This is a genomic window from Streptomyces sp. CNH189 (assembly GCF_000527195.1).
Map to the genome: position 1 here is coordinate 42,707 of NZ_AZUS01000011.1, position 26,686 is coordinate 69,392.

Below are 26,686 nucleotides of genomic sequence, written 5' to 3' on the forward strand. Positions count from 1 at the left end.
GAGGGGGCGCGCCATCACCGGGAGGGACCCCAGTTCGGTCAGGCCGTGCCGGGTGAGCGCCTCCCGCGTGCCCACGGGACTGTCCTGCCCCACCCACCACCAGGGCACCCCCGCGAGCGCCTCGCCGGCGGCGGTGACGGCCTCCCCGCCTCCGCCGGCCGCCGCAGCCGGACCACGCCGTTGAAACTGCGGCTGGGCGAGGCCGCTGCGGTAGTGGTCGGTGATGCCCCCGCACCTGCTGCTCCCGACCGGTGAGGATGGCGGAAATTGGCGTACAGCCGGTCCAGGAGTCCGGAGTGCCAGGTGTCCGGGGTGGCCGTCCGTGCGCATGGTGTCGGTCATGCTCGTCGGCGCCTACGGCGTCACGATGCGGTAGTCCGCCACCGGCCGGTAACCGATGCGCGCGTAGAGGCGGTTGCTCACCGGGTTGGACAGGTCGGTGAACAGCAGCACGTGCTCCGCGCCGGCGGGGCGCGCGGCGCGGGACACGGCGGCGGCGACCGCAGCGCCGTAACCGCGCCCACGGTGCGGTGGCGGCACGTACACCGGGGTGATGCGGGCGGTGGCGGCCACGACGGTGGTCATGGCGGCCGTCGCGACGGGCTCGCCGTCGACCGACCAGATCCGCCAGCCGCCCTCGGCGATCCGCTCGTCGACGAACCGGTCCAGGTCCGCGCCGAGCGATCCCGCCTCGGCGACGAAGCGGTCGCACCAGGCGCGCAGCAGGGGCCGGTCGTCCTCGGTCGCCACGCGTGCCGCTCCCGGCGGCGCGTCGACGGGCGGGGCGAGGCGGTCGAGTCGGTGCAGGCGCAGGCTGGGCCCGGTGCCCGGGGCCGCGCCCGTCTCCTTCTCCCAGGCCGCCGCGAAGGCGTGCACGGACGCCTCGTCGGTCATCAGCCCGGCGTACCGGTGGGCGTGGGCGAGGAGCGACCGGGCCAGGCCGCGCACGGCGTCCGGCGGGAGGGCGGTGGCGACCGTGAGGTGCGGCGTCCCGACGAACGCCGCCGTCACCCGGGCGTCGGACGCCTCACGCCACCAGCCAAGGCGGGCACCCGCCAGGGCGCCGGCGAGCGGGGCGCGCTCGAGCGAGTCGAGCGCGGACAGCAGCATCGTGTGCCGGTCGGGCCGCGCGGAGACGAAGGCGCCGGCCTCCCGCCGGAACAGCCTGGGACTGCCGGTGACGGTCCATGCCATCGTCGTGCTCTCCTGCTGTCGGTACCGGGTGCGGCGGTCGCCCCCGCCGTCATCCTGCCTCCGGTACGCGCACGCCGTCCACATGATAGATATCATATGTAATCTATTCATGCCTGCACTCGGCAGCCTGCGTCCAGCACTCCGGCACTCCTGCGCCCGGGCACACGCGAGGGGCGCGCCGTGTCTCACGGCGCGCCCCTCGTCGGTCGACGACTCCTCAGGCCGGATGGTCCGGCTGCTGCTCCGGGGGCTTGCCGCCGCCCCGGCCGCCACCCTTGTTGCCGCGGTCGGTGCCGTGGGCGTGGCCGCCGGCACCCCGGCCGGGCTGGGACGCCTTGCGGGCCTCGCTGTCCTGCGGAGTGGCCCCGCCCTTGTCACTGCGCCGCAGCTCGGGCTGTTGCGGGTTCGACATCGGCTTCCTCCTTGCGTCGCCTGCGCCTCGTTCTCCCTGCCGCTCACCGGGTGACTCGTGGGCCCGCGCCGAAACACCCGGCCCGGGCGCGTCCCCGGATCACTTCGGTCCCGAGCCCTCACCGTCCCCCGTCCCCGGCTCGGCCATCCGCCGGTGGGCCGCCGCCTTCACCCCGTCGGGCAGCACCTTCCCGGCCAGGCCCTGCGCCTTGGTCATCAACGACCCGGTGACGACCTTCTTCTCACCCTTCACGATCGCCTCGAACGCCTGCTCGGCCACCTGCGCGGGGTCGTCCTTCTTCATGGAGCCCATGCGGGTGTCCTCGCTCATGTCCGCCCGGTCGAAGAACTCGGTCTCCGTCGGACCCGGCATGAAGGACGTGACGGTCACACCGGTGTCCTTCACCTCCTCCGCCAGCGCCTGGGCGAAGGACTGCACGAACGACTTGGAGGCGTTGTAGACCGGCTGGAAGGAGCCGGGCATCTGCGAGGCGACGGACGAGGTGAAGGCGAGCCGCCCCTCGCCGCGCGCCGCCATCGCCCGCAGCAGCGGCTTGGCCAGCCGTACGGTCGCGGTGACGTTGAGGTCGATGACCTCCTGGTCGTCGGTGAGGTCGGTGTCGACGAAGGCGCCGCCCTGGCCGACCCCGGCGTTCAGGGCGGCGACGTCGACCGTCAGACCGTCGAGCGCGTCCAGGAGCAGGAACCGTCCCTCGCCGGTCCGCAGGTCGGCGCGCACCGCGCGCACCTGTGCGCCCGACTCCCGCAGGTTCCGGGCGGCGGACTCCAGCTCCTCGTCCTCGGCGTTCACCACGAGGTCGTAGCCGTGCGACGCGAACTGCCGGGCCAGCTCGAGGCCGATGCCGCTGGACGCGCCGGTGATCAGTGCGAGTGGCCGTGTGTCAGTCATGCGGGACGAGTAACCCCGGGGGTCCGCATCACGCACCCCGTCCGCCGCGGGCGACGTTTCCCGCCCACCCGCTCGGTTACCCGCGCGGTGGCGCGCCCCGCACGCCGGGACCGCGCCGCACCCCACGTCCGGCGCCGGGGACGGTCGTCCGCCGGCGGGAGCAGAGACGGAGCTCGCATGGCCAGCACGAAGGTGTCCGACTTCATCCTCCAGCGCCTGCGCGACTGGGATGTCGACCACGTCTTCGGCTACGCGGGCGACGGCATCAACGGTCTGCTGGCCGCCTGGGGCCGCGCCGACAACAAGCCGACGTTCGTGCAGGCCCGGCACGAGGAGATGGCCGCCTTCCAGGCTGTCGGCTACGCCAAGTTCTCCGGCAAGGTCGGCGTGTGCGCGGCCACCTCCGGCCCCGGCGCCATCCACCTGCTGAACGGGCTCTACGACGCCAAGCTGGACCACGTGCCGGTGGTGGCGCTGGTCGGGCAGACCAACCGCAGCGCCATGGGCGGCTCCTACCAGCAGGAGGTCGACCTCGCCGCGCTGTTCAAGGACGTGGCGTCCGACTTCTGCGAGACGGCGACGGTCCCCGAGCAGCTGCCGAACCTGATCGACCGGGCCTTCCGCACCGCCTACGCCCGCCGCACGGTCACCGCGATCATCCTCCCCGGTGACGTGCAGGAACTGGACTACAGCCCGCCCACGCACGCCTTCAAGATGGTGCCCTCCAGCCTGGGCCTGGGCCGGTCGGCGCCGGTCCCCGCGGACGAGGACCTCCAGCGGGCCGCCGACGTGCTCAACGCGGGTGAGAAGGTCGCCGTCCTCATCGGGCAGGGCGCGCGCGGCGCCCGCGAGGAGGTCGAGCGGCTGGCGGACGTGCTGGGCGCCGGAGTGGCCAAGGCCCTGCTCGGCAAGGACGCCCTGCCCGACGACCTGCCCTACGTCACCGGCTCCATCGGACTGCTGGGCACCCGCCCCTCCTACGAGCTGATGCAGGAGTGCGACACCCTGCTGATGATCGGCTCCAGCTTCCCCTACACGCAGTTCCTGCCGGAGCTGGACCAGGCACGGGCCGTGCAGATCGACATCGACCCGCACATGATCGGCCTGCGCTACCCGAACGAGGTGAACCTGGTCGGCGACGCCCGCGAGACCCTGCGGCGGCTGCTGCCGCGCCTGCACCGCAAGGAGGACCGGACCTGGCGGGAGGGGATCGAGAAGAACGTCGCCCGCTGGTGGGAGGTGATGCAGCGGCGCGCCGCCGTCAGCGCCGACCCCGTCAACCCGGAGTACGTGGTGCACGCCCTGGACGGCCGGCTGCCCGACGACGTGATCCTCGCCGCCGACTCCGGCTCCGCCGCCAACTGGTACGCCCGGCACCTGCGCCTGCGCGGCCGGATGCGCGGCTCGCTGTCCGGCACCCTCGCCACCATGGGCCCCGGTGTGCCGTACGCCATCGGCGCGAAGTTCGCCCACCCCGACCGGCCCGCGATCGCCCTGGTCGGGGACGGCGCCATGCAGATGAACGGCATGATGGAACTGGTCACCGCCGCGAAGTACTACCGCGAGTGGTCCGACCCGCGGCTGATCGTCGCCGTGCTGAACAACGGCGACCTCAACCAGGTCACCTGGGAGATGCGCGCCATGTCCGGCGCCCCCCAGTTCGAGGAGTCGCAGCACATCCCCGACCTCCCCTACGCGGACATCGCGCGGTCCTTCGGCCTGGACGGCGTGCGGGTGGAGAAGCCCAAGCAGGTCGAGGCCGCCTGGGACCGGGCGCTCGCCGCCGACCGGCCCTTCGTCATCGACTTCCGCACCGACCCGGCCGTCCCGCCGATCCCGCCGCACGCCTCCCTGGACCAGATCGAGGCGGCGGCCACCGCGATCCTCAAGGGCGACAGCGACCGCGGCTCCATGGTGAAACAGGGCCTGAAGGCCAAGGTCCAGGAGATGCTGCCCGGCACCCGCCACCGCTCCGACCGCCCCGGCGCCGGACCGGACGACAGCGCCGGGGGCACCGGGTGACGCGCCCGGCGCCCGGAGTGACGCCGTGACCGTCGCCGTGGTCCTGTTCACCGCGGACCTGCGCCTGCGCGACCATCCGCCGCTGCACGCGGCGCTGCGGTCGGCGGACGAGGTGGTACCGCTGTTCGTGCTCGACCCCGGCATCCACGCGGCCGGCTTCGACGCGCCGAACCGGCGGGCCTTCCTCGCCGACTGCCTGGGCGACCTCGACGCCGGCCTGCGGCGCCGCGGCGGCCGGCTGGTGGTCCGCTCAGGGCCGGTCGTCCGGGAGGTCCGCGCGGTGGCCGCCGCGTGCGGGGCCACCGAGGTGCACCTTGCCGCGGGCGTCACCGCGTACGCCCACCGCCGTGAGGAACGGCTGCGCCGCGAGCTCGGCGCGGCCGGCGTCGCCCTGCGGGTGCACGAGGCGGTGACCACCGCGGTCGCCCCGGGTACGGTGACCCCGGCCGGCTCGGACCACTTCGCCGTGTTCACCCCGTACTCCCGCCGCTGGTCCGAACGGACCCTGCGCACACCTCTCGCGGCGCCCCGAGCCGTACGCGTCCCCGACGGGGTGCGCGGTGAGCCGCTGCCCGACCGCGCGGACGTGCCGGGCACCTCCCCCGGTCTGCCGCCGGGAGGGGAGACGGCCGGCCGGGACCGGCTCGCGCGGTGGACGCGCTCCGGAGGCATGGCCGCCTACGGGGAACGTCACGACGACCTCGCGGGCGACGCCACGTCGCGGCTGTCGCCGTACTTCCACTTCGGGGCGCTGTCCCCGGTGGAGGCGATCCACCGGGCGCGCGGGATCGGAGGTCCGGGCGCGGAGGCGTTCGTCCGGCAGCTGTGCTGGCGGGACTTCCACCACCAGGTGCTGGCGGCCCGGCCCGAGGCGTCCTGGCGGGACTACCGCACACGCGACGACCGGTGGCGCGGCGAGGACGACGCCGCCGAGGACATCGCCGCGTGGCGGGACGGGCGGACCGGCTACCCGATCGTCGACGCGGCCATGCGCCAGCTGCGTCACGAGGGCTGGATGCACAACCGGGCGCGACTGCTGACGGCGAGTTTCCTCACCAAGACGCTGTACGTCGACTGGCGGATCGGCGCCCGGCACTTCCTGGACCTGCTCGTGGACGGCGACGTCGTCAACAACCAGCTCAACTGGCAGTGGGCCGCCGGCACGGGCACCGACACCCGCCCCCACCGGGTCCTCAACCCCACGGTCCAGGCCAGGCGCTTCGACCCGGACGGCGCGTACGTGCGCCGCTGGGTCCCGGAACTCGCGGACGTCGCCGGCAGGCGGATCCACGAACCGTGGCGCCTGCCCGAGGACCGCCGCATGGCGCTCGCCTACCCGACCCCGACCGTCGACCTCGCCGACGCCCTCACCCGCTTCCGGCATGCGCGGGGCCGTGCCTGAGGGGCGAGTCCCTCGCCGTCCGTCTGCCTCCGGGCGCATGGGCGCGGGCGCCCCTCTCGGCCGGCCGACGCCCCGCCCGTGTACAGCCCGCACGTCCGGGCACCCAGCCCTTCTGACCGATCGGAGAGACCCATGGCCGACCTGCTGCGCGAGGAGACCCGCGCGCCTGCCCGTGCGCGGCGTCCGGGTTGGCCGATGCTGCTGCTTCTGCTCGCGGTGTGTTACGCGGTCGCCGGGCTGGGCAGTATCGCCGCCGCCGGCTCCGGAGAGACCTACCAGGCGCTCGACCGGCCGTCCTGGGCCCCACCTGGCTGGCTGTTCGGTCCCGTGTGGACCGTGCTCTACGGCACCATCGCCGTCGCCGCGTGGCTCGCGCTGCGCGGCGGAGGGCGGCCCGGGCGCACCCCGGCCATGGTCCTGTGGTCCGTCCAGCTCGCGCTGAACCTCGCCTGGACCCCCCTCTTCTTCGCGGCCGACGCCTACGGCTGGGCGTTCGTCGAGATCTGTTTCCTGTGGCTCGCGCTCGTCGCCACGATCGTGGCGTTCGCCCGCAGGCGCCGGGCCGCCGCCGTGCTGCTCCTGCCGTACGCGGCCTGGGTCACGTACGCCGCCTCCCTCAACCTGGCCATCTGGGTGCTGAACACCTGACGTGTCACACGCTCAGCGCCGCCCGCACCGTCCCCTCGGACTGCGCTTCCCCCTCCCCCGAGGAGGTGACGCGTCCGGCCTCCAGGACGTAGTAGCGCTGGGCCGCCCGCATGGCGAAGCCGACGTGCTGTTCGACGAGGAGGACGGAGAGGCCGCCCCGCCGCGTGAGGGCGAGGATCGTCTCCTCGAGCTCGGCGACGACGCGTAGACGGGGCGGCGGCCTGTGCATGGCCCACATGATGGCGGCCGAAGTGGTGCTCCCCAACCGGCGGTTCGCAGGGTGAGACCGCCGGCCGGGGAGGGCGTGGTGTCCGGGGTCAGCCGGAGACCGTGATGTTGGAGCTGCCGCTGCTCTGGTAGCCCTCGGTCGCCATGATCATGTAGTACCGGAACTCACCGAGGTTCATCCCGGCGCGCGCCCAGGCGTCGAAGTGGTTGCCGGTGGTGATGGTGCCGGAGCCACTGGTCACCTTCTGCTGCCGGACGCTCCAGTACTGGTCGAAGGTGCGGGTGCCCTCGACGGAGGGGGCGTTGTACCGGGTCGTCTTGTAGATGTCGTACGTGCCGCCGTCGCTGTGGACAATGCCGCGGAACTCACCCGTGGGCCGGTAGCTGCCCCAGTTGTCGACGATGTAGTACTCGACCAGCGGGTTGGAGGTCCAGCCGTAGAGGCAGCCGTAGCCGTTGCCCGACGGGTTGAAGTAGCCGTTGTAGCGGACCGTCCTGCGTCCGCCGTTGCCCCAGCCCTTGCCGGCGACGAAGTTGCCGCAGTTGGTCCACCGGGTGCTGTAGCTGCCACCGCCGTTGAGCGTCATGGAGACGGAGCCGCCGCCGTCGGTCCAGAACGAGTAGTACATGCCGTCGTAGCCGGTCTGGTTGGTGGTGATGGTGGTGGCGGCGTGCGCGGTGCCGGGCAGTACCAGCCCCGACGCGGTGGCGAGCGCGGCGGCGCCGGCACCGGCGCCGACGAGGAAGCCGCGGCGGCTCAGGCCGCTGAAGGGGGCGGGGTTGTGCTGGATCTCGTGCCGCTTGCCGTCCTGGTTCATGCGTCCTCCCGATGAAGGCTGGTGGGGGGCCGGGCGGCTGCTGCCACCCGCTGCCTTGCATGGCCGACCACCGTCCCCGGCCGTCACGGGACGCCTGGGGCACGGGGGTTGGCTGTCGTGCGGTGGCCCCAGTGTTTTGAGAACGCCATGAGCCTGTCAACACTTTCGGCAACCTTTCGGAAACTTGCCCTTTGCGGGCGAGGTCTTGACTTGACCGTATGCGCTGGTCAGCCATGGCCACTCACGACCTTTCACACGAGGCCGCACCGGAATCCCGAAGATGGCACCGCAAGCCCGAGCCAACGACGCGAAACTTTCGAGCGCCGCGGACGGGCCGGCGTTCACCCGACGCGACACCGGCGCGGCGACCCACCCGCCCGGAGCCCCGCGAAGGTAACGACAGCCGCCCCGAGTTCCCGCGAGAACCAGCCACCGGCACCGGCCCCGACGCACCGCACGCCGGCCCGGCGCCGCCACTTCGCGGCACTCGGCGCCCCGATCCCCCAGCGCACCCCGTAGCCTCTCGCGCTTCGGCCCTCCTCTCGCCACCAACGGATTCACGCCAATCCAAGCCACCCGGCACTTCGTTACCGACCGCGCTACAACCGTTCCACCGCGTGACGCGCATCACGACGGAGAACCGATGATTGCCCCGGTTTCCGCCTGTTTATCAGGTTGGACGAGCCTTCAAGATCCGGTTTCCATAGGGCCCTGAACCGCGGGGGCGGGACCTCCCGTGGGAGCCGAGAAGGGGGTCTCGATGCCACAGGCACGAGGGATATTCAGCAGACGTCAGTCATTGGCCATCTTCGGTGGCATCGCGGCAGGCACCGCAGTGCCCCTGAGTCTCTTCGGGTCCTCCCGGCCCGCGTACGCGGCGGCCGCCGTGACGGACGACGGCGGCCCCCGGCTGCCCGACACCGACCGCGCCAAGGCCGTGCAGGCGTACCGGACCGGCGGCCGCGCGGTGCGTACGGCCGCGGCGGCGGCGCTCGTGGGCGGCACGGACGACGTGACCGCGTTCCTCAGCACCCGGTTGCCGGCGGCCACGGCCGAGGACAACCGCTTCACCCTCACCCAGGCCCTGGTCAACGCGGGCAAGGCGACGCGTACCGGGATCGGACAGGCGCTGTCCGGCGGGGACGCGGCGGTGGCCGCCTACCTCGAGGGAGGCTTCCAGCCGTCGGTGCGCGAAGACCTCCGGGTCGCCGTGACCACCGTCAACGCGCACGGCGGCAAGGCCGTGAAGCGTGAGTCCTCCGAGGCCCTGGCGACCGGAACGGACTTCGCGCTGCGGAGCTTCCTCAGCACCGGGCAGTACGACGCGCACGACGAGGACCAGCGCGTCCAGGTGACCTCCATCCTCGTGACCGCTTCGCCGCAGGTGCGGGAGTACGCGACACGGGCGCTCGACGACGGGTCGCCGCGGGCGATCCAGTGGTTCCTGACGACGGGGCAGTACATCGCCCGGGCGCGGGACGAGGAGTCGGCGACGATCCAGCAGTTGGTCAAGATCGTGGAGTCGGAGGGGCAGCTCGCCGAGCGCAAGACCGACGAAGCCGTCGAGCTGTCCCAGCAGGCGGTCCAGGCCGCCGAGAAGGCCAAGGCGGCCGCGCTGGAGGCGAAGGCCGAGGCGCAGGCCGCCGAGCAGGACGTGCAGCGCTCGGCGAGGGCCGCGAACAAGGCGGCGCGGGCCGCCCAGGGTGCCGCGGCCGCCGCGTCGACGGCGGTGTCCGCCTCGCGCACCGCGCAGGCCGCGGCCCGGCGTTCGGTGTCCGCCGCGAACGCCGCCGCGGCAGCCGCCGCCGCAGCGGGGCGCGCCGCGTCGCGTGCCTATCACGCCGCGATCAGCGCGTCGAAGAACGCGAACATGGCGGAGGCCGCCAACCAGGCGGCGCAGGCCGCGCGGGCCATGGTCAGCTGGGTGCGGTCGGTGGCCGCGAAGGCCAAGCTCGCCGCCCTCTCCTCCGACGCGGCGGAGGCCGCGGGCATCGCCGCCGCGGGTGCCGCGGTCAACTCGGCCGCCGCCGCGCGCGCTTCCGCCGACGCCGCCGTGGCGTCCGGTGCCGCGCAGTCCGAAGCCGCCGAGGCGCAGCGCCAGGCCGCCGTCGCGGAGGCCGCCGCCGGCCGGGCCACCGCGGCCGCGAGCCGGGCCTCGACCCTGTCCCGCAGGTCGGCCGCGGCCGCGCGCACCGCGTCCGCAGCCGCCGACAGCGCGGCCGACCACGCGGAGAAGGCTGCCGACGCCGCCGAGGAAGCGGCCCGCAACGCCGGCAAGGCCGTGGACTACGCCAACCGCTCCACCGCAGCCGCGAAGGCCGCCCTGGAAGCCGCGACCAAGGCGTACGACGCCGTCACCGAGGCGCGGGAGGTCGAGAAGGAGGCCCGTGAGGCCGAGATCGCCCGGCTGAACGAGGAGACCGAGGAAGCCGTCGAGGTCGCCAGGCAGCAGCGGCGTGAGGAGACCGACCGCCTGGAGCGCGCCAACCGGGAGCGCACGCAGGAGGCGCGGCTGTCCGAGGAACTCGTCGCGCTGATCACGGCGATGGAGACGGCCCTCGCCGACGGCAGGACCGGGGAGGCCGTGAGCAAGGGACGGCAGGCCGCCGTCCTGTTCCTCGACCGGTCCGGCACGTGGACCCGGGAGGCAGCGGAGTTCGCGCTGGCCGGCTCGGACGAGGACGTACTGCGTTGGATCGAGGCCGACCGGCTCATCGCACTGGAGCAGGACAACGCCGAGAACGCCGCGGCCGTCTCCGCGATCTCCACGCAGAACGTGGCCGAGGCCGCCGCGACCGCGCTGCGCAGCGAGGACGCCGCCGTCATCCGGGCCTTCCTGGAGAAGGGCGCGGTCGAGGCGGCCAGGGACGACAACGAGGTGGAGATCACCACGCTTCTCGCAGCCCCCTCCACCGGCACCGCCGTGCGGCGGGCCGCCGAGGCCGCCCTGACGGACGGTTCCGCCGAGGCGCTGCACACCTTCCTGCACGTGGAGCGCGCCGCGGCCGTCCATGAGGACGACAGGGTGGCGGCCACCACGCTTCTGGCGAACGGCGGTCCGTACGTACGGGCCGCGGCGCAGGTCGCACTCGAAGGCGACACGCACATGCTGCGCCAGTTCATCGGAACGACGCAGCACGAGTTCGCGCGCATCGACCACGATCACGCCACGCACATCAGCGCTGTCCGTGCGGCGATCGCGCGGGCGGCCAAGATCGCGCAGGACGCGCTCGAGGACGCGGCGCGCGCCTCCGAGGCAGCGGCCGTCGCCCGGGATGCCGCCGAGGAGGCCACCACGTGGTCGAACAAGGCCAAGGGCTGGGCGGCCGACGCCAAGGATTCCGCCGAGGAGGCCCGCGAGAACGCGGAGGCCGCGGAAGCCTCCGCCGCCTCCGCCGCCAAGTCCGCGCAGACCGCGGCGAACGCGGCCGCGGCGGCCCGGAAGGCGAGCGGTGTGGCACGGGACGCGGCCAACCGGGCCGTGCGTTCCGCCTCGACCGCCGCCGCCTACGCCGCCGACGCGCAGGCCTCCGCGACGAAGGCCCGGCAGGCAGAGCTGGCGGCGGGCAAGTCCTACGCCCAGGCGGCCAGGGCCGCCACGGAGGCGCGGATCCTGGTCATCCAGGCCGCCATCCGGCAGGCGATCCAGGACGCGATCGACAACTCGAAGGTGCCGATCGACGGCAAGACCGGGCTTCCCGACGGCGCCGAGAGCTGCCTGACGCCGTTCGGCGACCCGATCGAGCACAGCAACAGCACCAACCCGTGGGAGTTGGGCTGGAACTGGCTGAGCGGCACCGGTCCCCGGTCGCAGTGCTTCGGCCCGAACGACGAGTTCACCCGGCTCTACCGCGAGCACGCGCACACCAAGGGCGCGATCGACTACTTCCTCAGGGAGTGGCAGCGCACCGGGAAGTACCAACTGGGCCGCACCTACATGTACGACTACATGCTCAGCGGCTTCGACGGTGCCGGCAAGTACGTCACCGACTACGGCACGCTCACCACGGCCGGGCTCACCGGGAACCTCGCCTACACCTTCCTCGGTTCGCACCAGGTCCGTATGACGCCCATCCGGGAGAACGCGGACGGCTCGGTCACCTGGCGCTACACCGCGTACAACGAGTCGGACATCGAGTCGGCTACGCACCCGCCGGTCATCGGGTACACGGACTGGTGGAGCGACACCGTGGGCGCGTTCGTCGACAAGGTGGTCGGCGACGAGGGACCGATGTCACCCAAGACCCAGGTGATCGAGTTCGACGTCACGCTGGGCCCGTGACGCGCGGGATGGGGGCCGGACGGTGGCTCCTCGCCGTGCTCGCCGCGTCCGTCCTGCCGCTCGCGGGGTGCTCCGAGGCCGTCGACCCGCAGAAGCTGACCGGTGTGTACCGGAACGACGACGGCGGGCAGATCGAACTCTCGGCGGACGGCACGTTCTCGGCCACCCGCGTGACGACGGGTGAGGGCGCGGGCCCGGTCGACCTCACCGGCACCTGGGACTACGAGGACCCGGGCGCAGGAAGCGACTTCGTGTACCTGGGGATCGAGGACGGCGGGCTCGACGGAATCGGCGGGATCCAGCTCTACGTGGACGACCAGGACACGCTGTACTTCCGATTCGATCCGGACGGCCCGGTCACGGCGACGTTCGACAGGACGGACTGAGCCGCCCGGCGGCCCCGGGGCGTCAAGGCCCCGGCGCCGCGCCCCCTTCCTTCACCGAGCGGGTGCGGATCACGACAACGATCCGCACCCACCGGTCACCGCCCCCTGCCCGTTTCGGCGCGCGATCGGACGTGCTCTCCATCTGCCCGCACTCACACGCGGCTTGAACGCAGACAATCCCGACCTTCTAGGACTGTGATGAAAACACGCAACACACTCGTGCGCGTACTGGGCGCCGCGGCCGCCGCCGGCGCCCTGGCCTGGGCGGTGCTCGCCCAGGGCCCCGCGGGAGCCGCCTCCGGCCCCTCGACCGAGGCCGTCGCCGACGCCGCGCCCGGCTACGCCGTCGAGGACTACGCCTACCCGAACGCCGACAAGATCCTCGCCGAGCACGACGTGCTCCTCAAGCGCGGCGACGGTCACATCGTGCTCACCGACTGCGCCGCCGGGGGCAATCTCCTGCAGTTCCTCACCCGCGATCACGACGACGTCTGCTTCGAGGTCACCGCAGACGAGGGCTTCCTGACCCTGGAACTGCCCGCGGTGCACGGCGTGAAGACGGAGGACTCCGCCAACACCCACCTGGAGATGACCGCCGAGGACGACCAGGTCGAGTACGACATCCCCGCCAACACGTGGGAGGGCGTCGGCGAGTCCGTCGACGGCCGCGAGCACGTGCTGGTCGAGATCACCGTCACCAACTGAGCCACGCAGTCCCGTGATTGAGGAATCCACTCTTATGTCTCTCATCAGACGTCCCCGGACGGCCGCGCTCGGTGCGGTCCTGGCCGCCGGGTCGCTCGCGCTGGGCGCGGCACCCGCGGTCGCCGTCACCGGCGGCACGCCGGTCGCCGGCTCGGACACCACCTACGCCTACACGGCGAAGATCACCGTGGGCGCCCACGACCGCGGCTGCTCAGCCGTCCTGGTCGACGCCGAATGGCTGCTCACCGCGGCCAGTTGCTTCGCCGACGACCCGGCCGCCTCGCTCGCCGTCCCGGCCGGCGTGCCCTCCAGGACGACCACCGCCGTCATCGGCCGGCCCGACCTCTCCGGCACGCAGGGCGCCGAGCGCCGCGTCGTCGAGATCGTGCCGCGCACGGACCGCGACGTGGTCCTGGCCCGCCTCAGCCGGCCCGTCCTCAACGTGACCCCCGCCGCCTTCGCCACCACCGCGCCCGCGTCCGGTGCGGAGCTCACCTTCGCCGGATACGGCCGTACCGACACCGTGTGGGCGCCGCCGAAGCTGCACACCGGCACCTACACCGTGGACTCCACCGAGGCCACCTCCGCGAACGTCACCGGCAAGGACGCCGCCGCCTGCATGGGCGACACCGGCGGCCCGGTCGTCTCCGCCGGCAAGCTCGTCGGGCTCACCAGCCGGTCCTTCCAGGGAGGCTGCCTCGGCACCGACGAGACCCAGACCTCCACCGCGGGTGTCGTCGCGCGGGTCGACGACCTCGCTTCCTGGGTCGAGGAGAAGGCCGGCGCCACCCGTGTCGTCGACTTCAACGGCGACGCCGTCGAGGACATCGCGATCGGCGACCCGATGGCCACGGTCGGCGGCGACACCACCGCGGGTCTCGTCCGCGTCGTCCTCGGCGGCGGCAAGGGCACCGCCGAGATCACCCAGGACCTCGACTGGGTGCCCGGCGGCTCGGAGGCCGGTGACCACTTCGGCAACCACCTCGCGACCGTCGACTACAACGAGGACGGCTACACCGACCTCGTGGTGTCCGCGTCCGAGGAGGACCTCGGCAGCGCGGTCGACGCCGGCTTCGTCGACATCCTGTTCGGAGGCAAGGGCGGCCTCGGCAGCGGCCCGGCTGCCCGCCACCTCGAACAGGGCGCCGGCACCGGCTCCATCGGTACCGCCAAGCCCGAGAGCAACGACCGGATGGGCGCCGCCCTCGAGGCGGGCACCACCGCCGAGGGCAGGCCGTGGGTCCTGATCGGCGCGCCGGGCGAGGCGATCGGTTCGCTCGCCAAGGCGGGCGGCGCCTACTACGTGCACGGCGACACCAGCATCAACATCACGCAGGATTCCCCCGACGTCCCCGGCGCTGCCGAGGCGAACGACGGCTTCGGCACCGCCGTAGCGGGCGACTCCAACTTCATCGCCGTCGGCGCTCCCAACGACGCCATCGGCGGCGACGCGAACGCGGGCAACCTCGCCGTGTTCAGCCACAAGCTGGACAGCGCCGGACGGCCCACCGTGGTCACGGGACTGGACCAGGACAACGCGGAGATCAATGCCGGGGCCGAGGCCGGTGACAAGTTCGGCCAGGCCCTCGCGCTGGTCGCCTACCGCCCGGCCGGCGCGGCCACAGCCACCGACTCGATCCTCGCGGTCGGCGCGCCCGGCGAGGCCCTGGCCGCCACGAGCGGCGGCCCGCAGCTGGCCGGCGCGGGCAACGTCCTCCTCCTGCACTTCAAGGCGGACGGCGGCTGGGAGTACCTGCGCGCACTGAACCAGGGCTCCGGGACCGACGACCGCTCCGGCACGATCGAGGCGGGCGACCAGACCGGAGCGTCCCTCAGCGCGGTCAACATCGCGCCCCGGGAAGTCGGTTCGGCCGAGACGCTGAAGATCGCCGTAGGCACCCCCGGCGAGGACCTCGCGGGTGTCACCGACGCCGGCGCCGTCCACACCTTCTCCCTGATGGGGGCGGCGGGAGCCAACGATCTGTGGATCGAGGCGGGTGACGGCGACGGCGTCCCCGGTCCCCCGAGTGCGGGTGCCAAGCTGGGCACGAGCATCCACTTCACCTCGCGGAACCTCTACGCCGGAATGCCCTACGGGCCCGTCTCCACCGGTGCCCTGCACGTCCTTCCGTACCCGAACGCCGTGACGGGCGGCACGAGCCGGCCCGCGACCACGTACCAGCCGGGCCAGGGCGGACTCCCCTCCCACGGCGAGTACTTCGGGTACGCGGTGCGGTAACGGCCACCGCCGTAGGGCACGCTCGTCGGCCCCGCCGGGCTTCGGCCCGGCGGGGCTTCGCGCGCCTACGGCATACCCGCCGACGGCCCGTCCGCCGTGACGACCAGCGCCGCCTGGTCGTCGTCGACCGTGTGGCCGCACATGAACGCCCGGATGTCCTCCGTCAGCCTCCGCACGATGTCCGTCGCGGTCGGGCGGGCCGGGGCGGAGGCCAGGGCGTCGGCCAGTCGCGCGTCCCCGTACTGTTCCGTGCCCGCGGCCCGGCACTCGGTGATGCCGTCGGTGTACAGCACCAGGCTCTCCGTGGGACGCAGGGTGAAGCGGACCGCGTCGAGCGTGGGCGGGATGCCGATGCCGATCAGGCCGCCGGGGGCCTCGACCGGAGTCACCTTGTGGCCGGCGTCCAGCAGGAGGGGCGGTGTGTGGCCCGCCCGCACGAGGTCGACGGCGAGTCCGTCGGCGGCCGGCGTGAGATGGCCGTAGACGAGCGTCACGAAGCCGTTGTTCTGGTGGGCGTTGCGGTCGTTCAGCGCTCTGTCGACGGCCTTGACGATGCCGACCGGGTCGTCGAGCAGCGGGGCGACGGCGCGGGCGGTGTGCCGGACCAGGGCCGTCGTGGTGGCCGCCCTCGCCCCGCGCCCGCACACGTCCCCGAGGACGAAGGACCAGCTGCCGTCCCCGCGGGGGAAGACGTCGTAGAAGTCGCCCCCGATGTCGAGCCCTTGACCCGCCGGATGGTAGAGGGCGGCCAACTGCGCGCCGGGGACGTCGGGCAGGTCCGGCAGCAGCAGGCCGGTCTGGAGGTCACGGGCGAGGGCGGCGCGCTGCGCGTACTGGCGGGCGTTGCGCGCGGCCGAGGCGGCGCGGCGGGCCACTTCCTCCGCCAGGGCGATCCGGTGGCCGTCGAGGGAGGCGTCGTCCGTCGCGAACAGGCTCAGGACGCCGAAGGGCCGCTCCCGGTCCATGAGCGGCACGCAGACGTATCCGGTGACGCCCAGCTCCCGCCAGAGTCCGGGACCGGCCGGGGTGCGGCGGGCCACTTCGGTGAGGCCGGTGGCCAGGACCCGTGCGACGGCGTCGTCCCCGGTCTCCCTCAGGGCGCTGTGCGAGGCGAGCAGTTCGCGGGCGTGCCCGGTCGTGGCGGCGGCCGCCACCCGGTGCACGCGTCCGGCCTCCACGACGTCCACCACGGCGAGCGGGGCCAGCACCGGGACCGCCAGATCGGCCACCCGTTGCAGGGTCTGCCCCTCGTCCAGCGGGCCGGCCAGCGCGGTGCTGACGTTCAGCAGGAAGGACAGGTCGTCGCGTGCCGCCTTCTCCCGGGCGTCGGCCGCCCGCCGGGCCTGCTCGGCGTGGTGCCGCTCGATGGCGAGGCCGGCGGTGTCGACGAACAGGCGGGCCAGCGCCAGGTCGGTGTCCTGGGGGGCGCGCGGTGTGCGGTGGTACATCGCGAAGGTGCCCAGCACCCGCCCGTCACGGGCGAGGATCGGGGTGGACCAGCACGCGGCCAGCCCCGCCCGGACGGCCAGGTCACGGAAGTCGTCCCACAGGGGGTCGGTGGCGATGTCGGTGACGATCACCTTGCGCCGCCGGTGGGCGGCCGTGCCGCACGAGCCGACGCCCTCACCGGTGGCGATGCCGTCGATGGCCTGGTTGTAGAAGACGGGCAGGCTGGGCGCGGCGCCGTGGTGCAGATGGTGGCCCGCCTCGTCCGCCAGCAGTACCGAGACGATGACGTCGGGAGACAGCTCCTCGATCACCCGGCACATGCCCTCCAGCACCTCGGGCAGCGGCGCCTGACGGGCGATCTGTTCGAGCAGGGCGCGCTGCTCGGCGGCCAGACGCCGGGCGTGCTTGGCCTGGGTGGTCTCCACGCCGATCATGCGTACGCCGATGACGTTGCCGCCGGCGTCGCGGCGGGCCTCGTAGGTGAAGTCGAAGAACGCCTCACGGGCCTGGCGGCCGACGCCGACGACGACGCGGGTGTCACGGCCGACGTGCCGCTCCCCCGTCCGGTAGACCTGGTCGAGCAGCGCGAGGAAGCCCTGGGCCTTCAGCTCGGGCATCAGATCGCCCAGGGGCACACCGGTGCGTTCCCGCCGCTCGCCCCCGATCGCGGTGAAGAACGCCGGGTTCGCGGCCTCCAGCACATGGGCGGGTCCCGCCATGGAGGCGAACAGCGCGGTCGACGTCCCGAACAGCAGCGACAGGTCCTCGTCCGAGGCCCGTGCCTCCGGTGACGGGCGCGTCCCCCGCGGTGACCGCGATTCCCGTTCAGCTCTCATCTCGCCCCTCCGCCGGCGCGTGCACCGCGCCGGCACTCGTTCCCCCCCGGCACCGGCCCCTGCCTCCCGCGGGACCCCGTGTCCTGGCGTCCCGGCTGCCCGGGACGCCGCCGGTCATGACGGGGTGTGGCGCAACGAACGCGGAAGCGGCACCCCGGCCGGGCCGTCCGGGACGGCACGGAGAACCGGTCCGCCCATGAGGGACGGGTCACCGGGACGGGCCGGTGCCGTCGGCGGCATCGCCCGCGGCGAGGGCGGCCAGCGCGTCGGCGACCGTGTCGTGCAGGGGGAGCAGCTGGGAAATACCGGTCATGGTCACCATGCGCACGAGACGGTCGGGAACGCTGGCGAGGCGCAGCGACCCGCCGGCCTCCTGGGTGGCGTGCATCAGGACGATGAGGGTGCTGAGGCCGGTGGAGTCGACGAAGTCCACCTGGGCCATGTCCAGGACGAGGTGCGGAGCACCTTGTCCCACGGCGGTCAGCGCCTGCTCCCGCAGCACGGGTGCGGTGTGCAGGTCGACATCTCCGGTGACGACGACGACGGCGGTGCGCTCCCCGGTCTGTCTGATGGTCGTGTCGAGGGTGTCACTCACGTGGGACATCACTCCTGGACGGGCGGCTCTGGCAGGGCGTGGCGGGTACGGCGGCGAGGGTCACCGCCGCCCGGTCGCCGGAAGAGGACGGGCAAAGGTGCGCATTCCCCCGCCGGGCCGGGTCAACCCTGCGGTCCTTTCCGGGTGCCGGCGTTGTGGACGACGGGGACGAGATCGGCGAGACCCGAGACGGTGAGCACGGGCTCGAGCAGCGGGGGGACGACCAGTTCCAGCCTCTCGGCGTGGGCGAACAGCACGCTCAGCCCGGCGCTGTCGAGGTACTCCACCTCCGTCAGGTCCAGGACGAGGGGGCCCGCGGCACCGTCCAGGGCTTCGGCGAGATGACCGACGTTGCTCATGTCGATCTCGCCGCTGACGGCGAGCCGGACGGTGCCGTCGGGGCTCCGTCCGGGTATGAGCGTGAGCGGGGTTGTCATCAGGCGATCCTCATCTGCATGTCGACGGTGGTGCCGGACGGGCCGGGAGAGACGGTGACGTGCTGCATCAGCGCGTGCATCAGGGACATGCCCCGGCCGCGGTGAGCGTTGTTCTCGGGCTGCGGGACCTTCCACCGGCCGCTGTCGGCCACCGTCACGCGCAGGGTGTCCACCAGTGCCACGGCGCGCAGCCGTACGTCTTCTCCGGGGGCGTTCCGATGGCCGTGCTCGATCGCGTTCGCGCACGCCTCACCGGCGGCGACGAGTACGTTCTGCACCGTGTTCGGCGGCAGGTCGCACTGGGCGAGCCAGCTGCGCAGCGCCTTGCGGACGGGTGCCAGCTGGGAGGACTCGGCCGGGAAGGTGATCTCCAGCGGCGCCGGGTGACGGTACAGCAGCAGCGCCACGTCGTCGTCGTACCCGTCTGCCGGCGCGAGCCGCGACATCACCGCGCTGGCGAGGTCCTCGACCGGCATCTCGCGGCCCTCCTGCATGGCGTCGCCGGCCTGCTCGATGCCCGTGCTGAGGGGACGCCGCCGGCGTTCGACGAGACCGTCGGTGTACAGCAGCAGCGTGGCCCGGGCGGGAAGGGAGCAGGAGGCTTCCGGGCGGGGCCGGCCCGGCCGTACGGCCAGGGGCAGCGCGCGCCCCTCCTCCAGCAGCCGGGTGGTGCCGTCGGGATGCACGAGGATGCCCGGCGGATGCCCGGCGCTGGAGTAGGTGAGCTCTCCGGTGGCGGGGTCGAGCACACCGCAGAACACGGTCGTGCACAACGCGCCGGCCACGCTCGCCGCGAACTGGTCGAGCGCCGTGAGCGTCCGCGCGGGGCTGGGGTCCTGGAGCAGCAGTGCGCGGCAGGCGCTGCGCAGCTGCCCCATGACGCTGGCCGCCTCCAGGCCGCGTCCGACGCAGTCACCCACGACGATGCCGATGCGCCCGTCCGGCAGGGCGACGGTGTCGTACCAGTCGCCGCCCACCTCGAGGGGACGCGTGGCCGGTTCGTACCGCACCGCGAAGCCGTCGGGGAGCTGTGCGGGGCCCAGGATGGCACGCTGGAGGGCGATCGCGGCCTCGCGCTGCTGGTCGATCTGGTGCGCCCGCACCAGGCCCTGCGCGAGGTGCCCGGCGAGCAGCGACAGCAGCAGCTGGTCCTCGGAGGTGAAGGGCCGGTGTCCGCCCAGGTCGACCCACAGGGCCAGCGGGCCCTGCGGGTGTTCCAGCAGGACGCCCGCGCCGCTGTCCTCCGTCACCACGGTGAGCGGGGCCCGGCTGCGCAGCGCTTCCAGCGCTTCCCGGCGCTCGGCCGGCTGGTCCTCCCAGCGCAGGTCCGCGTCGGTGGCCGTGAGCGACGGTGTGTCCTCGTTGCCGAACACGGCGGCCACCACGACGTCCGCCTGCCACAGCGACCGCAGCTGGTCCAGCGCGCCGGACAGCGCCTCGGGCATGTTGGAGGCGCGGGACAACGAGGTGCTCAGCGCCGCCAGCGCCGTCTCGCGCTGGACGGCGTAGTGCTCGGCGGTGACGTCGCGGAAGGTGCCGACCGTGACCCGGCGCCCCGTGTCCGGGTCCTCGGCCTTGTTGTAGGTCACGGCTATCCACAGGCGACGGCCGTCGCGGCTGGTGACCGGCACGGTGTACGAGCCCTGCGCGTTCACCAGCAGGCCGGCGAAGGCGTCGCCGACCTCCTCGTGCGCGCTCGGGTCGGTGACCGCGTCCGGCCACCACGGGTGCACGGGGGTGTACGGCAGGTCCTCGGGACCGTAGCCGAGGATGTCGGTGAAGGCCGTGTTGATCTCCACGACGGCACCGGACTCGTCGCAGACGAAGAACGCCTCCTGGAGCGAGTCGATGAGCGCGGTGCGCCAGCGAAGGTGGTGGCCGCGCAGCCGGGCCAGTTCGACGTTGGCGCGGACCCGGGCGAGCAGCTCGGCGGCGGCGAAGGGCTTCACCAGGTAGTCGTCGGCGCCGGCCTGCAGCCCCTCGATCGACGCCTCCTGCCCGGCCCTGGCCGACAGCAGCAGGACCGGCACGGAGGCCGTACGGGTGTCGCCCCGCAGGCGTGACACCAGCTCCAGGCCGTCCAGCCGGGGCATCATCACGTCGCTGACGACGAGGTCGGGGGTGCGGCGGCGGGCGGCGTCGAGTGCTTCGACGCCGTCGGTGACCGCGGTGACCTCGTACCCCCCGGCGGTCAGGATGCGGGTGAGGTACTCGCGCATGTCGGCGTTGTCGTCGGCCACCAGCACCCGCGCGCTGGCCGTGGGACCGGCGTCCGACCCGAGCGGGGCGGCGCCCTCCGTCTCCGGGCCGTCGTCGGGCGCGGCTCCCGGCGCGCTCTCCGGAAGCCAGCGGAGGGCCTCGTGGACGTAGGGGTCGGCGGCGGCCGAGGCCGGGGTGCCGGCGGGCTCGGCCACCACGGAGTCGGCGGGCAGGTGCTCGGTGCCGAACGGCACCCGGATGGTGAAGGTGGTGCCCTTCCCCTCGGCGCTCTCGGCGTCGATCGTGCCGCCGTGCAGGCCGACGAGTTCGCGCACCAGGGCCAGCCCGATGCCGCTCCCCTCGTTCGACCGGGAGCGGGCGTTCTCGATGCGGTGGAAGCGCTCGAACAGCCGGGGCATCTCCGCCTCCGGCACACCGGTCCCGGTGTCGGCCACCGTGACCACGGCGTGGGAGCCGGACCGGTGCACGGCGACGCGGACCGTTCCCTCGAAGGTGAACTTCAACGCGTTGCTCAGCAGGTTCAGGACCACCTTCTCCCACATGGTGCGGTCCACGTACACCGGCTCGTCCAGCGAGGAGCAGTCCACGTCGAAGGTGAGCCCGGCCCGCTCCACGGCCGAGCGGAAGACGCTGGCCAGCTCCGCCGTGACCGCGCCCAGTTCGACCGGTTCGTAGCTGGCCTGCATCCGGCCGGCCTCGATGCGGGAGAAGTCCAGGAGCGTGTTGACCAGCTTGCCCAGCCGCAGCCCGTTGCGGTGGATGACGTCGAGTTCGGTGCGTATCCCCTCGCCCGCGTCGGTGAGCCGGGCGCGCAGCTCCTCGACCGGTCCCGTGATCAGGGTCAAGGGGGTGCGGAGCTCGTGGCTGATGTTCGAGAAGAAGGTGGTCTTGGCCCGGTCCAGCTCCGCCAGTTCCTCCGCGCGCCGCTGCTGTGCCTCGTAGCTGCGGGCGCTGCCGATGCCGGAGGCGATGTGTCCGGCCGCCAGCTCGATGAATCCGCGGTAGCGCTCGTCCAGCTCGCGGTAGCGGTTCAGGGCGGCCACGAGGAAGCCGTACGGCGCGCTGCCCTGTTGCAGCAGGGGCACCACGAGTGCCTCCGCGGGCGGCTCGGACCAGTCGCCGCCGGGCAGACCGTCGAACGGTGCGCCGGTCAGCGGGACCACCCGCGCCTCGCCCTCGGCCAGCGCCGCGGCGGGCCAGGGGCCCTCGGAGCCGGCCCCGGGGAGAAGTCGGGGTGCGACGGGCAGGCCGGGGGTGAGGCCGGTCGCGCCGGCCAGCCGGGCGTCGTCGCCGTCGAACAGGTAGGTCAGGGTGAAGGGCAGGTCCTTGCGGTTGCGGGACAGCTGCCGGTCGGCGAAGGCCAGCACCTCCTGCTCGGTGCGGATCACGCTCGGGTCGGAGCCCAGGTCACGCAGGGTGGCCATGCGCCGCTCGCCGATCACCCGCTCGGTCTCCTCGCTGACCACGCAGAGCATGCCGACGATGTCGCCGGCGTCGTCCCGCAGCGGGCTGTAGGAGAACGTGTGGTACGTCTCCTCGGTGTAGCCGGAACGCTCCAGGAAGAGGAGCAGTCCCTCGTCCCACGTGGCCTGCCCCGTGCCGAGCACGGCCTCGATGCGCGGGCCGATGTCCCCCCAGATCTCCGCCCACACCTCGCTCGCGGGCCGGCCCAGCGCCCAGGGGTACTTACGGCCGAGGGTGTCGCGCCGGTAGGCCGCGTTGCAGAAGAACGTCAGCTCCTCGCCCCACGCCATCCACATCGGGAACCGGGAGGAGAGCAGGATGCTGACGGCCGTCTGCAGACTCTGCGGCCACTGCTGCGGCGGGCCGAGCGGTGTGGACGCCCAGTCGACCTCGGCGAGGTCCCTGCCCACATCCGGGTCGGCGGTGAACACCTGTACGTCGACTCCGTCTCGCGACCCGCTCACCGACCGGCCTGCACGCTCCACGCGACACCCTTTCCCTCATGCCGGCCCACGTCCTCGGCCACGCCCCTGTCCTCCCGTGCGGTTCGCCCCGTCGCCCCTCACGGGGATGCGCCCCACCCACGGGCCACCGGTCGCGGAGCTCAGGATAATGCGGGCCCTCACGACACCTGCGCGGGAGGTACACCAACGGGACACATGACGGCGCCCCGGAGTCCGTCGCCCCCTCGGCCGCCGCTGACCAGGGGCCGGGAACCGTCCCGAGGACCTTCGTCCTCGTGGGGTGTTACCGCGCCGGGTCACGGCAAACGCGGAGTTTCCCCGGGCGCCGGCCGGCGGCACGGACCCGGCCTCGACGGCGGCTTCGGGGGTCAGGGTCACGAGCACGTCGGCCTCGTAGCCCTCGAACCGGGCGATGACGCCGCCGTTGACGGGGAGGAACGCGACGTCGCACGGGGCGATGAGGACGGCCGAGCCGCTCGTGAGGCCGACGATCCGGGATCGCGTTCCCCGTTCCCGGAGTGGTTCCATGTCTGCACAGCCCTCTCGGTGGTGCGTGGGTGCCGGTCCCGTGCGACCCGCCCGCCTCGCCGTGGCCTCATGCGCGCGTACGCTCCCACGGACCATCAGGACGTGACCGCGGGGGACACATCCGGCCGCTCCCGCCGGCGCCCGGGTGCAGTCCGTACGGCGAGCACCATGGTCAGGCCGCCGCCGGGGGTGTCGTCGGCGTGCAGAGTGCCGCCGATGGCCTCTGCGAAGCCGCGGGCGACCGCGAGGCCGAGTCCCACCCCGTCGCCGCGCGGAGCGTCGCCGTAACGCTGGAAGGGTTCGAAGATGCGGTCCTTGACCTCGTCCGGGACACCGGGGCCGCGGTCGACGACCCTGATCTCCACCCGGTCGGCTATGGCGCTCGCGGAGACCAGGACGCGCTCGCCCGGCGGGTTGTACTTCACCGCGTTCTCGACGATGTTGGCGACCGACCGTTCCAGCAGGCCGCGGTCCACGCCGACCATGGGCAGGCTCTCGGGCACGTCCAGGTCCACGCTGCCCTCGGGTACGCCGCCGAGCGCCATCGGGATGACCTCGTCCAGGTCGGTCTCACGGATGATCGGGGTGACGGTGCCGGTCTGGAGGCGGGACATGTCGAGCAGGTTGCCGACGAGGTGGTCGAGGCGGTCGGCGCCGTCCTCGATGGCCTCCAGCAGTTCCACCTGGTCCTCTTCGGACCACTCGACGTCATCGGAGCGCAGGGAGGTGACCGCCGCCTTGATACCGGCGAGCGGGGTGCGCAGGTCGTGACTGACGGCAGCGAGGAGGGCGGTGCGGATGCGGTTGCCCTCGGCGAGTTCCTTGGCCTGGTTCGCCTCCTGCTGGAGACGCCGGCGGTCCACGACCACCGCCGCCTGGGCGGCGAACGCGGCCAGTACCCGGCGGTCCTCCGCCGGCAGCACCCGGCCGGACAGGGCCAGGGCCGTGTGATCCCCGACCGGGACGTCGACGTCCGCCTCGTCGGGACCGGCGCAGGGGCGCGGGCCGACGCTGCCGGCACACGTCCAGGGCGCCACGTCGCTCTCCCTCTCCAGGAGGGCCACCGACTCCATGCCGAAGGTCTCGCGGACCCGTTCCAGGAGGGCGTCGAGACTCGTCTCGCCGCGCAGGACGTTGCCGGCGAGGAAGGAGAGGATCTCCGACTCGGCCCGCAGCCGCGCCGCCTGGTGGGTGCGCCGGGCCGAAAGGTCCACCACGGACGCGACGGCCACGGCGACCCCGACGAAGACCGTGATGGCGACGATGTTCTGCGGGTCGGCGATGGTGAGCGCGTGGACGGGCGGGGTGAAGTACCAGTTCAGCAGCGTGGAGCCCACCACCGCGGACACCAGCGCCGGGAACAGCCCGCCCAGCATGGCCGCCGCCACCGTCAGGGACAGGAACAGCAGCATGTCGTTGGCGAGACCGACGTCCGGAACGGCACCCGTCAGCAGCCAGGTGAACAGGACGGGGCCCAGCACACCCACGAGCCAGCCCGCGACGACCCTGGACCGCCCGAGGCGTGCGCTGCGGGCCACCGGCAGGCCTCGGCCCTTGCCCGCCTCGGCGTGCGTGATGAGGTGGACGTCGAGGTCGGGACCGGACTCGCGGGCCACCGTGGCGCCGACTCCGGGACCGAAGACGTACTGCCAGCCCCTGCGGCGGGAGACACCCAGCACGATCTGCGTGGCGTTCACCCCGCGGGCGAAGTCGAGCAGAGCGGCCGGGATGTCGTCGCCGACGACGTGGTGGAAGGTGCCGCCCAGATCCTCCACCAGCGTGCGCTGGACGGCCAGTTCCCTCGGCGAGGCGGCGGTCAGGCCGTCACTGCGGGATATGTAGACAGCCAGTACCTCACCCCCTGCGCCCTTCTCCGCCAGCCTCGCCGCGCGCCGGATCAGGGTGCGCCCCTCCGGGCCGCCGGTCAGACCCACCACGATGCGCTCCCGCGAGCCCCATATGGCCGCGACATGGTGCTCGCTGCGGTACTTGGTCAGGTAGGCATCGACCCGGTCGGCGACCCAGAGCAGAGCCAGTTCGCGCAGGGCGGTGAGGTTGCCCGGCCGGAAGTAATTGGACAGAGCCGCGTCGACCTTGTCCGGCTTGTAGATGTTGCCGTGCGCCATGCGGCGGCGCAGCGCCTCCGGTGACATGTCGACCAGCTCGATCTGGTCGGCACGCCGTACGACCTCGTCGGGGACCGTCTCGCGCTGCCGCACCCCGGTGATCGAGTCGACCACGTCACCCAGCGACTCCAGGTGCTGGATGTTGACGGTCGTTATCACGTCGATGCCGGCGGCGAGCAGTTCCTGCACGTCCTGCCAGCGTTTGGTGTTGCGGGAGCCCGGCACGTTGGTGTGGGCCAGCTCGTCCACCAGGGCGACCGCGGGAGCCCGGCGCAGGACGGCGTCGACGTCCATCTCGGTGAAGGTGCCGCCCCGGTGGTCGAGCTCCTTACGGGGCACCTGCTCCAGCCCGCTCAGCATCACCTCCGTGCGCGACCGGCCGTGGTGCTCCACGAAGGCGACCACGCAGTCGGTGCCCCGCTCGACGCGACGGTGCGCCTCCGACAACATCGCGTACGTCTTGCCGACACCGGGAGCCGCGCCGAGGTAGATCCGAAGCTTGCCACGTGCCATGTCGTTCCCCGGTCAGTTCTCGAAGCGGTAGCCCATGCCGGGCTCGGTGATCAGATAGCGGGGTTGGGAGGGGTCCCTCTCCAGTTTGCGGCGCAGCTGGGCCGTATAGACACGCAGGTAGTTGGTCTTACCGCTCTGGGAGACGCCCCAGACCTCCTGGAGAAGGTGCTTCTGCGTGATCAGCCGGCCGGGATTGGTCACGAGGATCTCCAGCAGGTGCCACTCGGTCGGGGTGAGCCGCACGTCACGCCCGTCCCGGACGACCTTCTTGCGCACGAGGTCGACGGTGAAGTCGTCTGTCTCGACCAGAGTCACCGCCGCACCCACCGAGGTGTCCTCGGTACGGCGTACCGCGGCCCGCAGCCGGGCCAGCAGCTCGTTCATGCTGAACGGCTTGGTGATGTAGTCGTCGGCGCCGGCGTCGAGGGCTGCGACCTTCTCGTCGGACGCCTGGCGGGCGGACAGGACCAGGATCGGCACGCGGCTCCAGCCCCGCAGGCCCTTGACGATGTCGACGCCGTCCATGTCAGGCAGACCGAGGTCGAGCAGCACCACGTCGGGCTGCCGTGCGGCGGCGAGCCGCAGGGCCGTGGCCCCGTCCGGAGCCGCGTCCACGCCGTAGTGGCGGGCACGCAAGTTCAGGACGAGGGCCCGCACCAGTTGCGGGTCGTCCTCGACCACGAGCACCCGGGTCATGGGTGTCTGCCTCTCCTGTCGTACGTCGCGCCGGGTACGCCCGGACGCGGGGCGTCCGACGTCACGGATGCGGGAGCCGAGGGCACCGGGGTGTACCTGGAGCCGCGGACTCC

Annotated in this window: 17 protein-coding genes and 1 pseudogene; 7 read left to right on the forward strand and 11 right to left on the reverse strand. The window is 73.0% G+C overall.

Annotated elements, in window-relative coordinates:
• Positions 1-354: 354 nt before the first annotated feature.
• From B100_RS0116540 to B100_RS0116550, 3 genes are all read right to left on the reverse strand, one after another.
• Positions 355-1,194 carry a GNAT family N-acetyltransferase gene (locus tag B100_RS0116540; RefSeq protein WP_024885551.1) on the reverse strand — a complete coding sequence of 280 codons (840 nt, stop codon included), beginning with the start codon at positions 1,192-1,194 and terminating at the stop codon, positions 355-357.
• Between the two features lie 217 nt (positions 1,195-1,411).
• Complete coding sequence (locus B100_RS0116545; RefSeq protein WP_006133547.1) at positions 1,412-1,606, reverse strand: hypothetical protein; 195 nt, start codon at positions 1,604-1,606, stop codon at positions 1,412-1,414.
• 99 nt (positions 1,607-1,705) lie between these two features.
• Positions 1,706-2,515 carry an SDR family NAD(P)-dependent oxidoreductase gene (locus tag B100_RS0116550; protein ID WP_024885552.1) on the reverse strand — a complete coding sequence of 270 codons (810 nt, stop codon included), beginning with the start codon at positions 2,513-2,515 and terminating at the stop codon, positions 1,706-1,708.
• Between the two features lie 177 nt (positions 2,516-2,692).
• On the opposite strand from B100_RS0116550, the gene B100_RS0116555 reads away from it, so the two are divergent.
• The 3 genes from B100_RS0116555 (at position 2,693) to B100_RS0116565 (ending at position 6,587) form a co-directional block, all read left to right on the forward strand.
• Entirely contained in the window at positions 2,693-4,537 is a 1,845-nt protein-coding gene (locus tag B100_RS0116555; RefSeq protein ID WP_024885553.1) for a thiamine pyrophosphate-requiring protein, read from the forward strand.
• A gap of 25 nt (positions 4,538-4,562) precedes the next feature.
• Positions 4,563-5,939, forward strand: coding sequence for a cryptochrome/photolyase family protein (locus tag B100_RS0116560; protein ID WP_024885554.1), 1,377 nt, complete (start codon positions 4,563-4,565; stop codon positions 5,937-5,939).
• 132 nt (positions 5,940-6,071) lie between these two features.
• Positions 6,072-6,587, forward strand: coding sequence for a TspO/MBR family protein (locus tag B100_RS0116565; RefSeq protein ID WP_024885555.1), 516 nt, complete (start codon positions 6,072-6,074; stop codon positions 6,585-6,587).
• 4 nt (positions 6,588-6,591) lie between these two features.
• Here B100_RS0116565 and B100_RS0116570 read toward each other — a convergent pair.
• Both B100_RS0116570 and B100_RS0116575 read right to left on the reverse strand, forming a co-directional pair.
• Positions 6,592-6,789: pseudogene (locus B100_RS0116570) on the reverse strand (ABC transporter ATP-binding protein); the annotation flags it as partial.
• Between the two features lie 115 nt (positions 6,790-6,904).
• Positions 6,905-7,633 (reverse strand): glycoside hydrolase family 11 protein, encoded by a 729-nt coding sequence (locus tag B100_RS0116575; RefSeq protein ID WP_024885557.1) that lies wholly within the window; start codon positions 7,631-7,633, stop codon positions 6,905-6,907.
• Positions 7,634-8,468: 835 nt separating this feature from the next.
• On the opposite strand from B100_RS0116575, the gene B100_RS0116580 reads away from it, so the two are divergent.
• The 4 genes from B100_RS0116580 to B100_RS0116595 all read left to right on the forward strand — a co-directional run bounded on the left by B100_RS0116580 (position 8,469) and on the right by B100_RS0116595 (position 15,245).
• On the forward strand, positions 8,469-11,915 hold the full coding sequence (locus tag B100_RS0116580; protein ID WP_106967026.1) for a hypothetical protein: 3,447 nt from the start codon (positions 8,469-8,471) through the stop codon (positions 11,913-11,915).
• Positions 11,912-12,301 (forward strand): hypothetical protein, encoded by a 390-nt coding sequence (locus tag B100_RS0116585; protein ID WP_024885559.1) that lies wholly within the window; start codon positions 11,912-11,914, stop codon positions 12,299-12,301. The genes B100_RS0116580 and B100_RS0116585 overlap by 4 nt, the downstream gene beginning before the upstream one ends.
• Before the next feature lie 198 nt (positions 12,302-12,499).
• Positions 12,500-13,006, forward strand: a complete 507-nt coding sequence (locus B100_RS0116590) for a hypothetical protein (RefSeq protein WP_024885560.1) — start codon at positions 12,500-12,502, stop codon at positions 13,004-13,006.
• A 34-nt stretch (positions 13,007-13,040) separates the two neighbouring features.
• Positions 13,041-15,245 carry a S1 family peptidase gene (locus B100_RS0116595; protein ID WP_024885561.1) on the forward strand — a complete coding sequence of 735 codons (2,205 nt, stop codon included), beginning with the start codon at positions 13,041-13,043 and terminating at the stop codon, positions 15,243-15,245.
• A gap of 65 nt (positions 15,246-15,310) precedes the next feature.
• On the opposite strand, the gene B100_RS0116600 is transcribed toward B100_RS0116595, so the two are convergent.
• The 6 genes from B100_RS0116600 to B100_RS0116625 form a co-directional block, all read right to left on the reverse strand.
• On the reverse strand, positions 15,311-17,530 hold the full coding sequence (locus B100_RS0116600) for a SpoIIE family protein phosphatase (RefSeq protein ID WP_024885562.1): 2,220 nt from the start codon (positions 17,528-17,530) through the stop codon (positions 15,311-15,313).
• A 208-nt stretch (positions 17,531-17,738) separates the two neighbouring features.
• Entirely contained in the window at positions 17,739-18,134 is a 396-nt protein-coding gene (locus B100_RS0116605; RefSeq protein WP_037722930.1) for an STAS domain-containing protein, read from the reverse strand.
• A 113-nt stretch (positions 18,135-18,247) separates the two neighbouring features.
• Positions 18,248-18,562 carry an STAS domain-containing protein gene (locus B100_RS0116610; RefSeq protein ID WP_024885564.1) on the reverse strand — a complete coding sequence of 105 codons (315 nt, stop codon included), beginning with the start codon at positions 18,560-18,562 and terminating at the stop codon, positions 18,248-18,250.
• Complete coding sequence (locus B100_RS0116615) at positions 18,562-22,542, reverse strand: SpoIIE family protein phosphatase (RefSeq protein ID WP_486585655.1); 3,981 nt, start codon at positions 22,540-22,542, stop codon at positions 18,562-18,564. Before B100_RS0116615 ends, B100_RS0116610 begins: the two co-directional genes overlap by 1 nt.
• 791 nt (positions 22,543-23,333) lie before the next feature.
• A complete protein-coding gene (locus B100_RS0116620) occupies positions 23,334-25,877 on the reverse strand; it encodes a sensor histidine kinase (protein ID WP_024885566.1) in 2,544 nt (847 codons plus the stop codon).
• Positions 25,878-25,889: 12 nt separating this feature from the next.
• A complete protein-coding gene (locus B100_RS0116625; RefSeq protein ID WP_024885567.1) occupies positions 25,890-26,573 on the reverse strand; it encodes a response regulator transcription factor in 684 nt (227 codons plus the stop codon).
• Positions 26,574-26,686 lie beyond the last annotated feature (113 nt).

Bases quoted from the DNA above. Each gene is read 5' to 3' on its own strand.
- B100_RS0116540 (WP_024885551.1), bottom strand. From the start codon at position 1,194: ATGGCATGGACCGTCACCGGCAGTCCCAGGCTGTTCCGGCGGGAGGCC.
- B100_RS0116545 (WP_006133547.1), bottom strand. From the start codon at position 1,606: ATGTCGAACCCGCAACAGCCCGAGCTGCGGCGCAGTGACAAGGGCGGG.
- B100_RS0116550 (WP_024885552.1), bottom strand. From the start codon at position 2,515: ATGACTGACACACGGCCACTCGCACTGATCACCGGCGCGTCCAGCGGC.
- B100_RS0116555 (WP_024885553.1), top strand. From the start codon at position 2,693: ATGGCCAGCACGAAGGTGTCCGACTTCATCCTCCAGCGCCTGCGCGAC.
- B100_RS0116565 (WP_024885555.1), top strand. From the start codon at position 6,072: ATGGCCGACCTGCTGCGCGAGGAGACCCGCGCGCCTGCCCGTGCGCGG.
- B100_RS0116575 (WP_024885557.1), bottom strand. From the start codon at position 7,633: ATGAACCAGGACGGCAAGCGGCACGAGATCCAGCACAACCCCGCCCCC.
- B100_RS0116590 (WP_024885560.1), top strand. From the start codon at position 12,500: ATGAAAACACGCAACACACTCGTGCGCGTACTGGGCGCCGCGGCCGCC.
- B100_RS0116595 (WP_024885561.1), top strand. From the start codon at position 13,041: ATGTCTCTCATCAGACGTCCCCGGACGGCCGCGCTCGGTGCGGTCCTG.
- B100_RS0116600 (WP_024885562.1), bottom strand. From the start codon at position 17,530: ATGAGAGCTGAACGGGAATCGCGGTCACCGCGGGGGACGCGCCCGTCA.
- B100_RS0116605 (WP_037722930.1), bottom strand. From the start codon at position 18,134: ATGTCCCACGTGAGTGACACCCTCGACACGACCATCAGACAGACCGGG.
- B100_RS0116610 (WP_024885564.1), bottom strand. From the start codon at position 18,562: ATGACAACCCCGCTCACGCTCATACCCGGACGGAGCCCCGACGGCACC.
- B100_RS0116615 (WP_486585655.1), bottom strand. From the start codon at position 22,542: ATGTGGATGGCGTGGGGCGAGGAGCTGACGTTCTTCTGCAACGCGGCC.
- B100_RS0116620 (WP_024885566.1), bottom strand. From the start codon at position 25,877: ATGGCACGTGGCAAGCTTCGGATCTACCTCGGCGCGGCTCCCGGTGTC.
- B100_RS0116625 (WP_024885567.1), bottom strand. From the start codon at position 26,573: ATGACCCGGGTGCTCGTGGTCGAGGACGACCCGCAACTGGTGCGGGCC.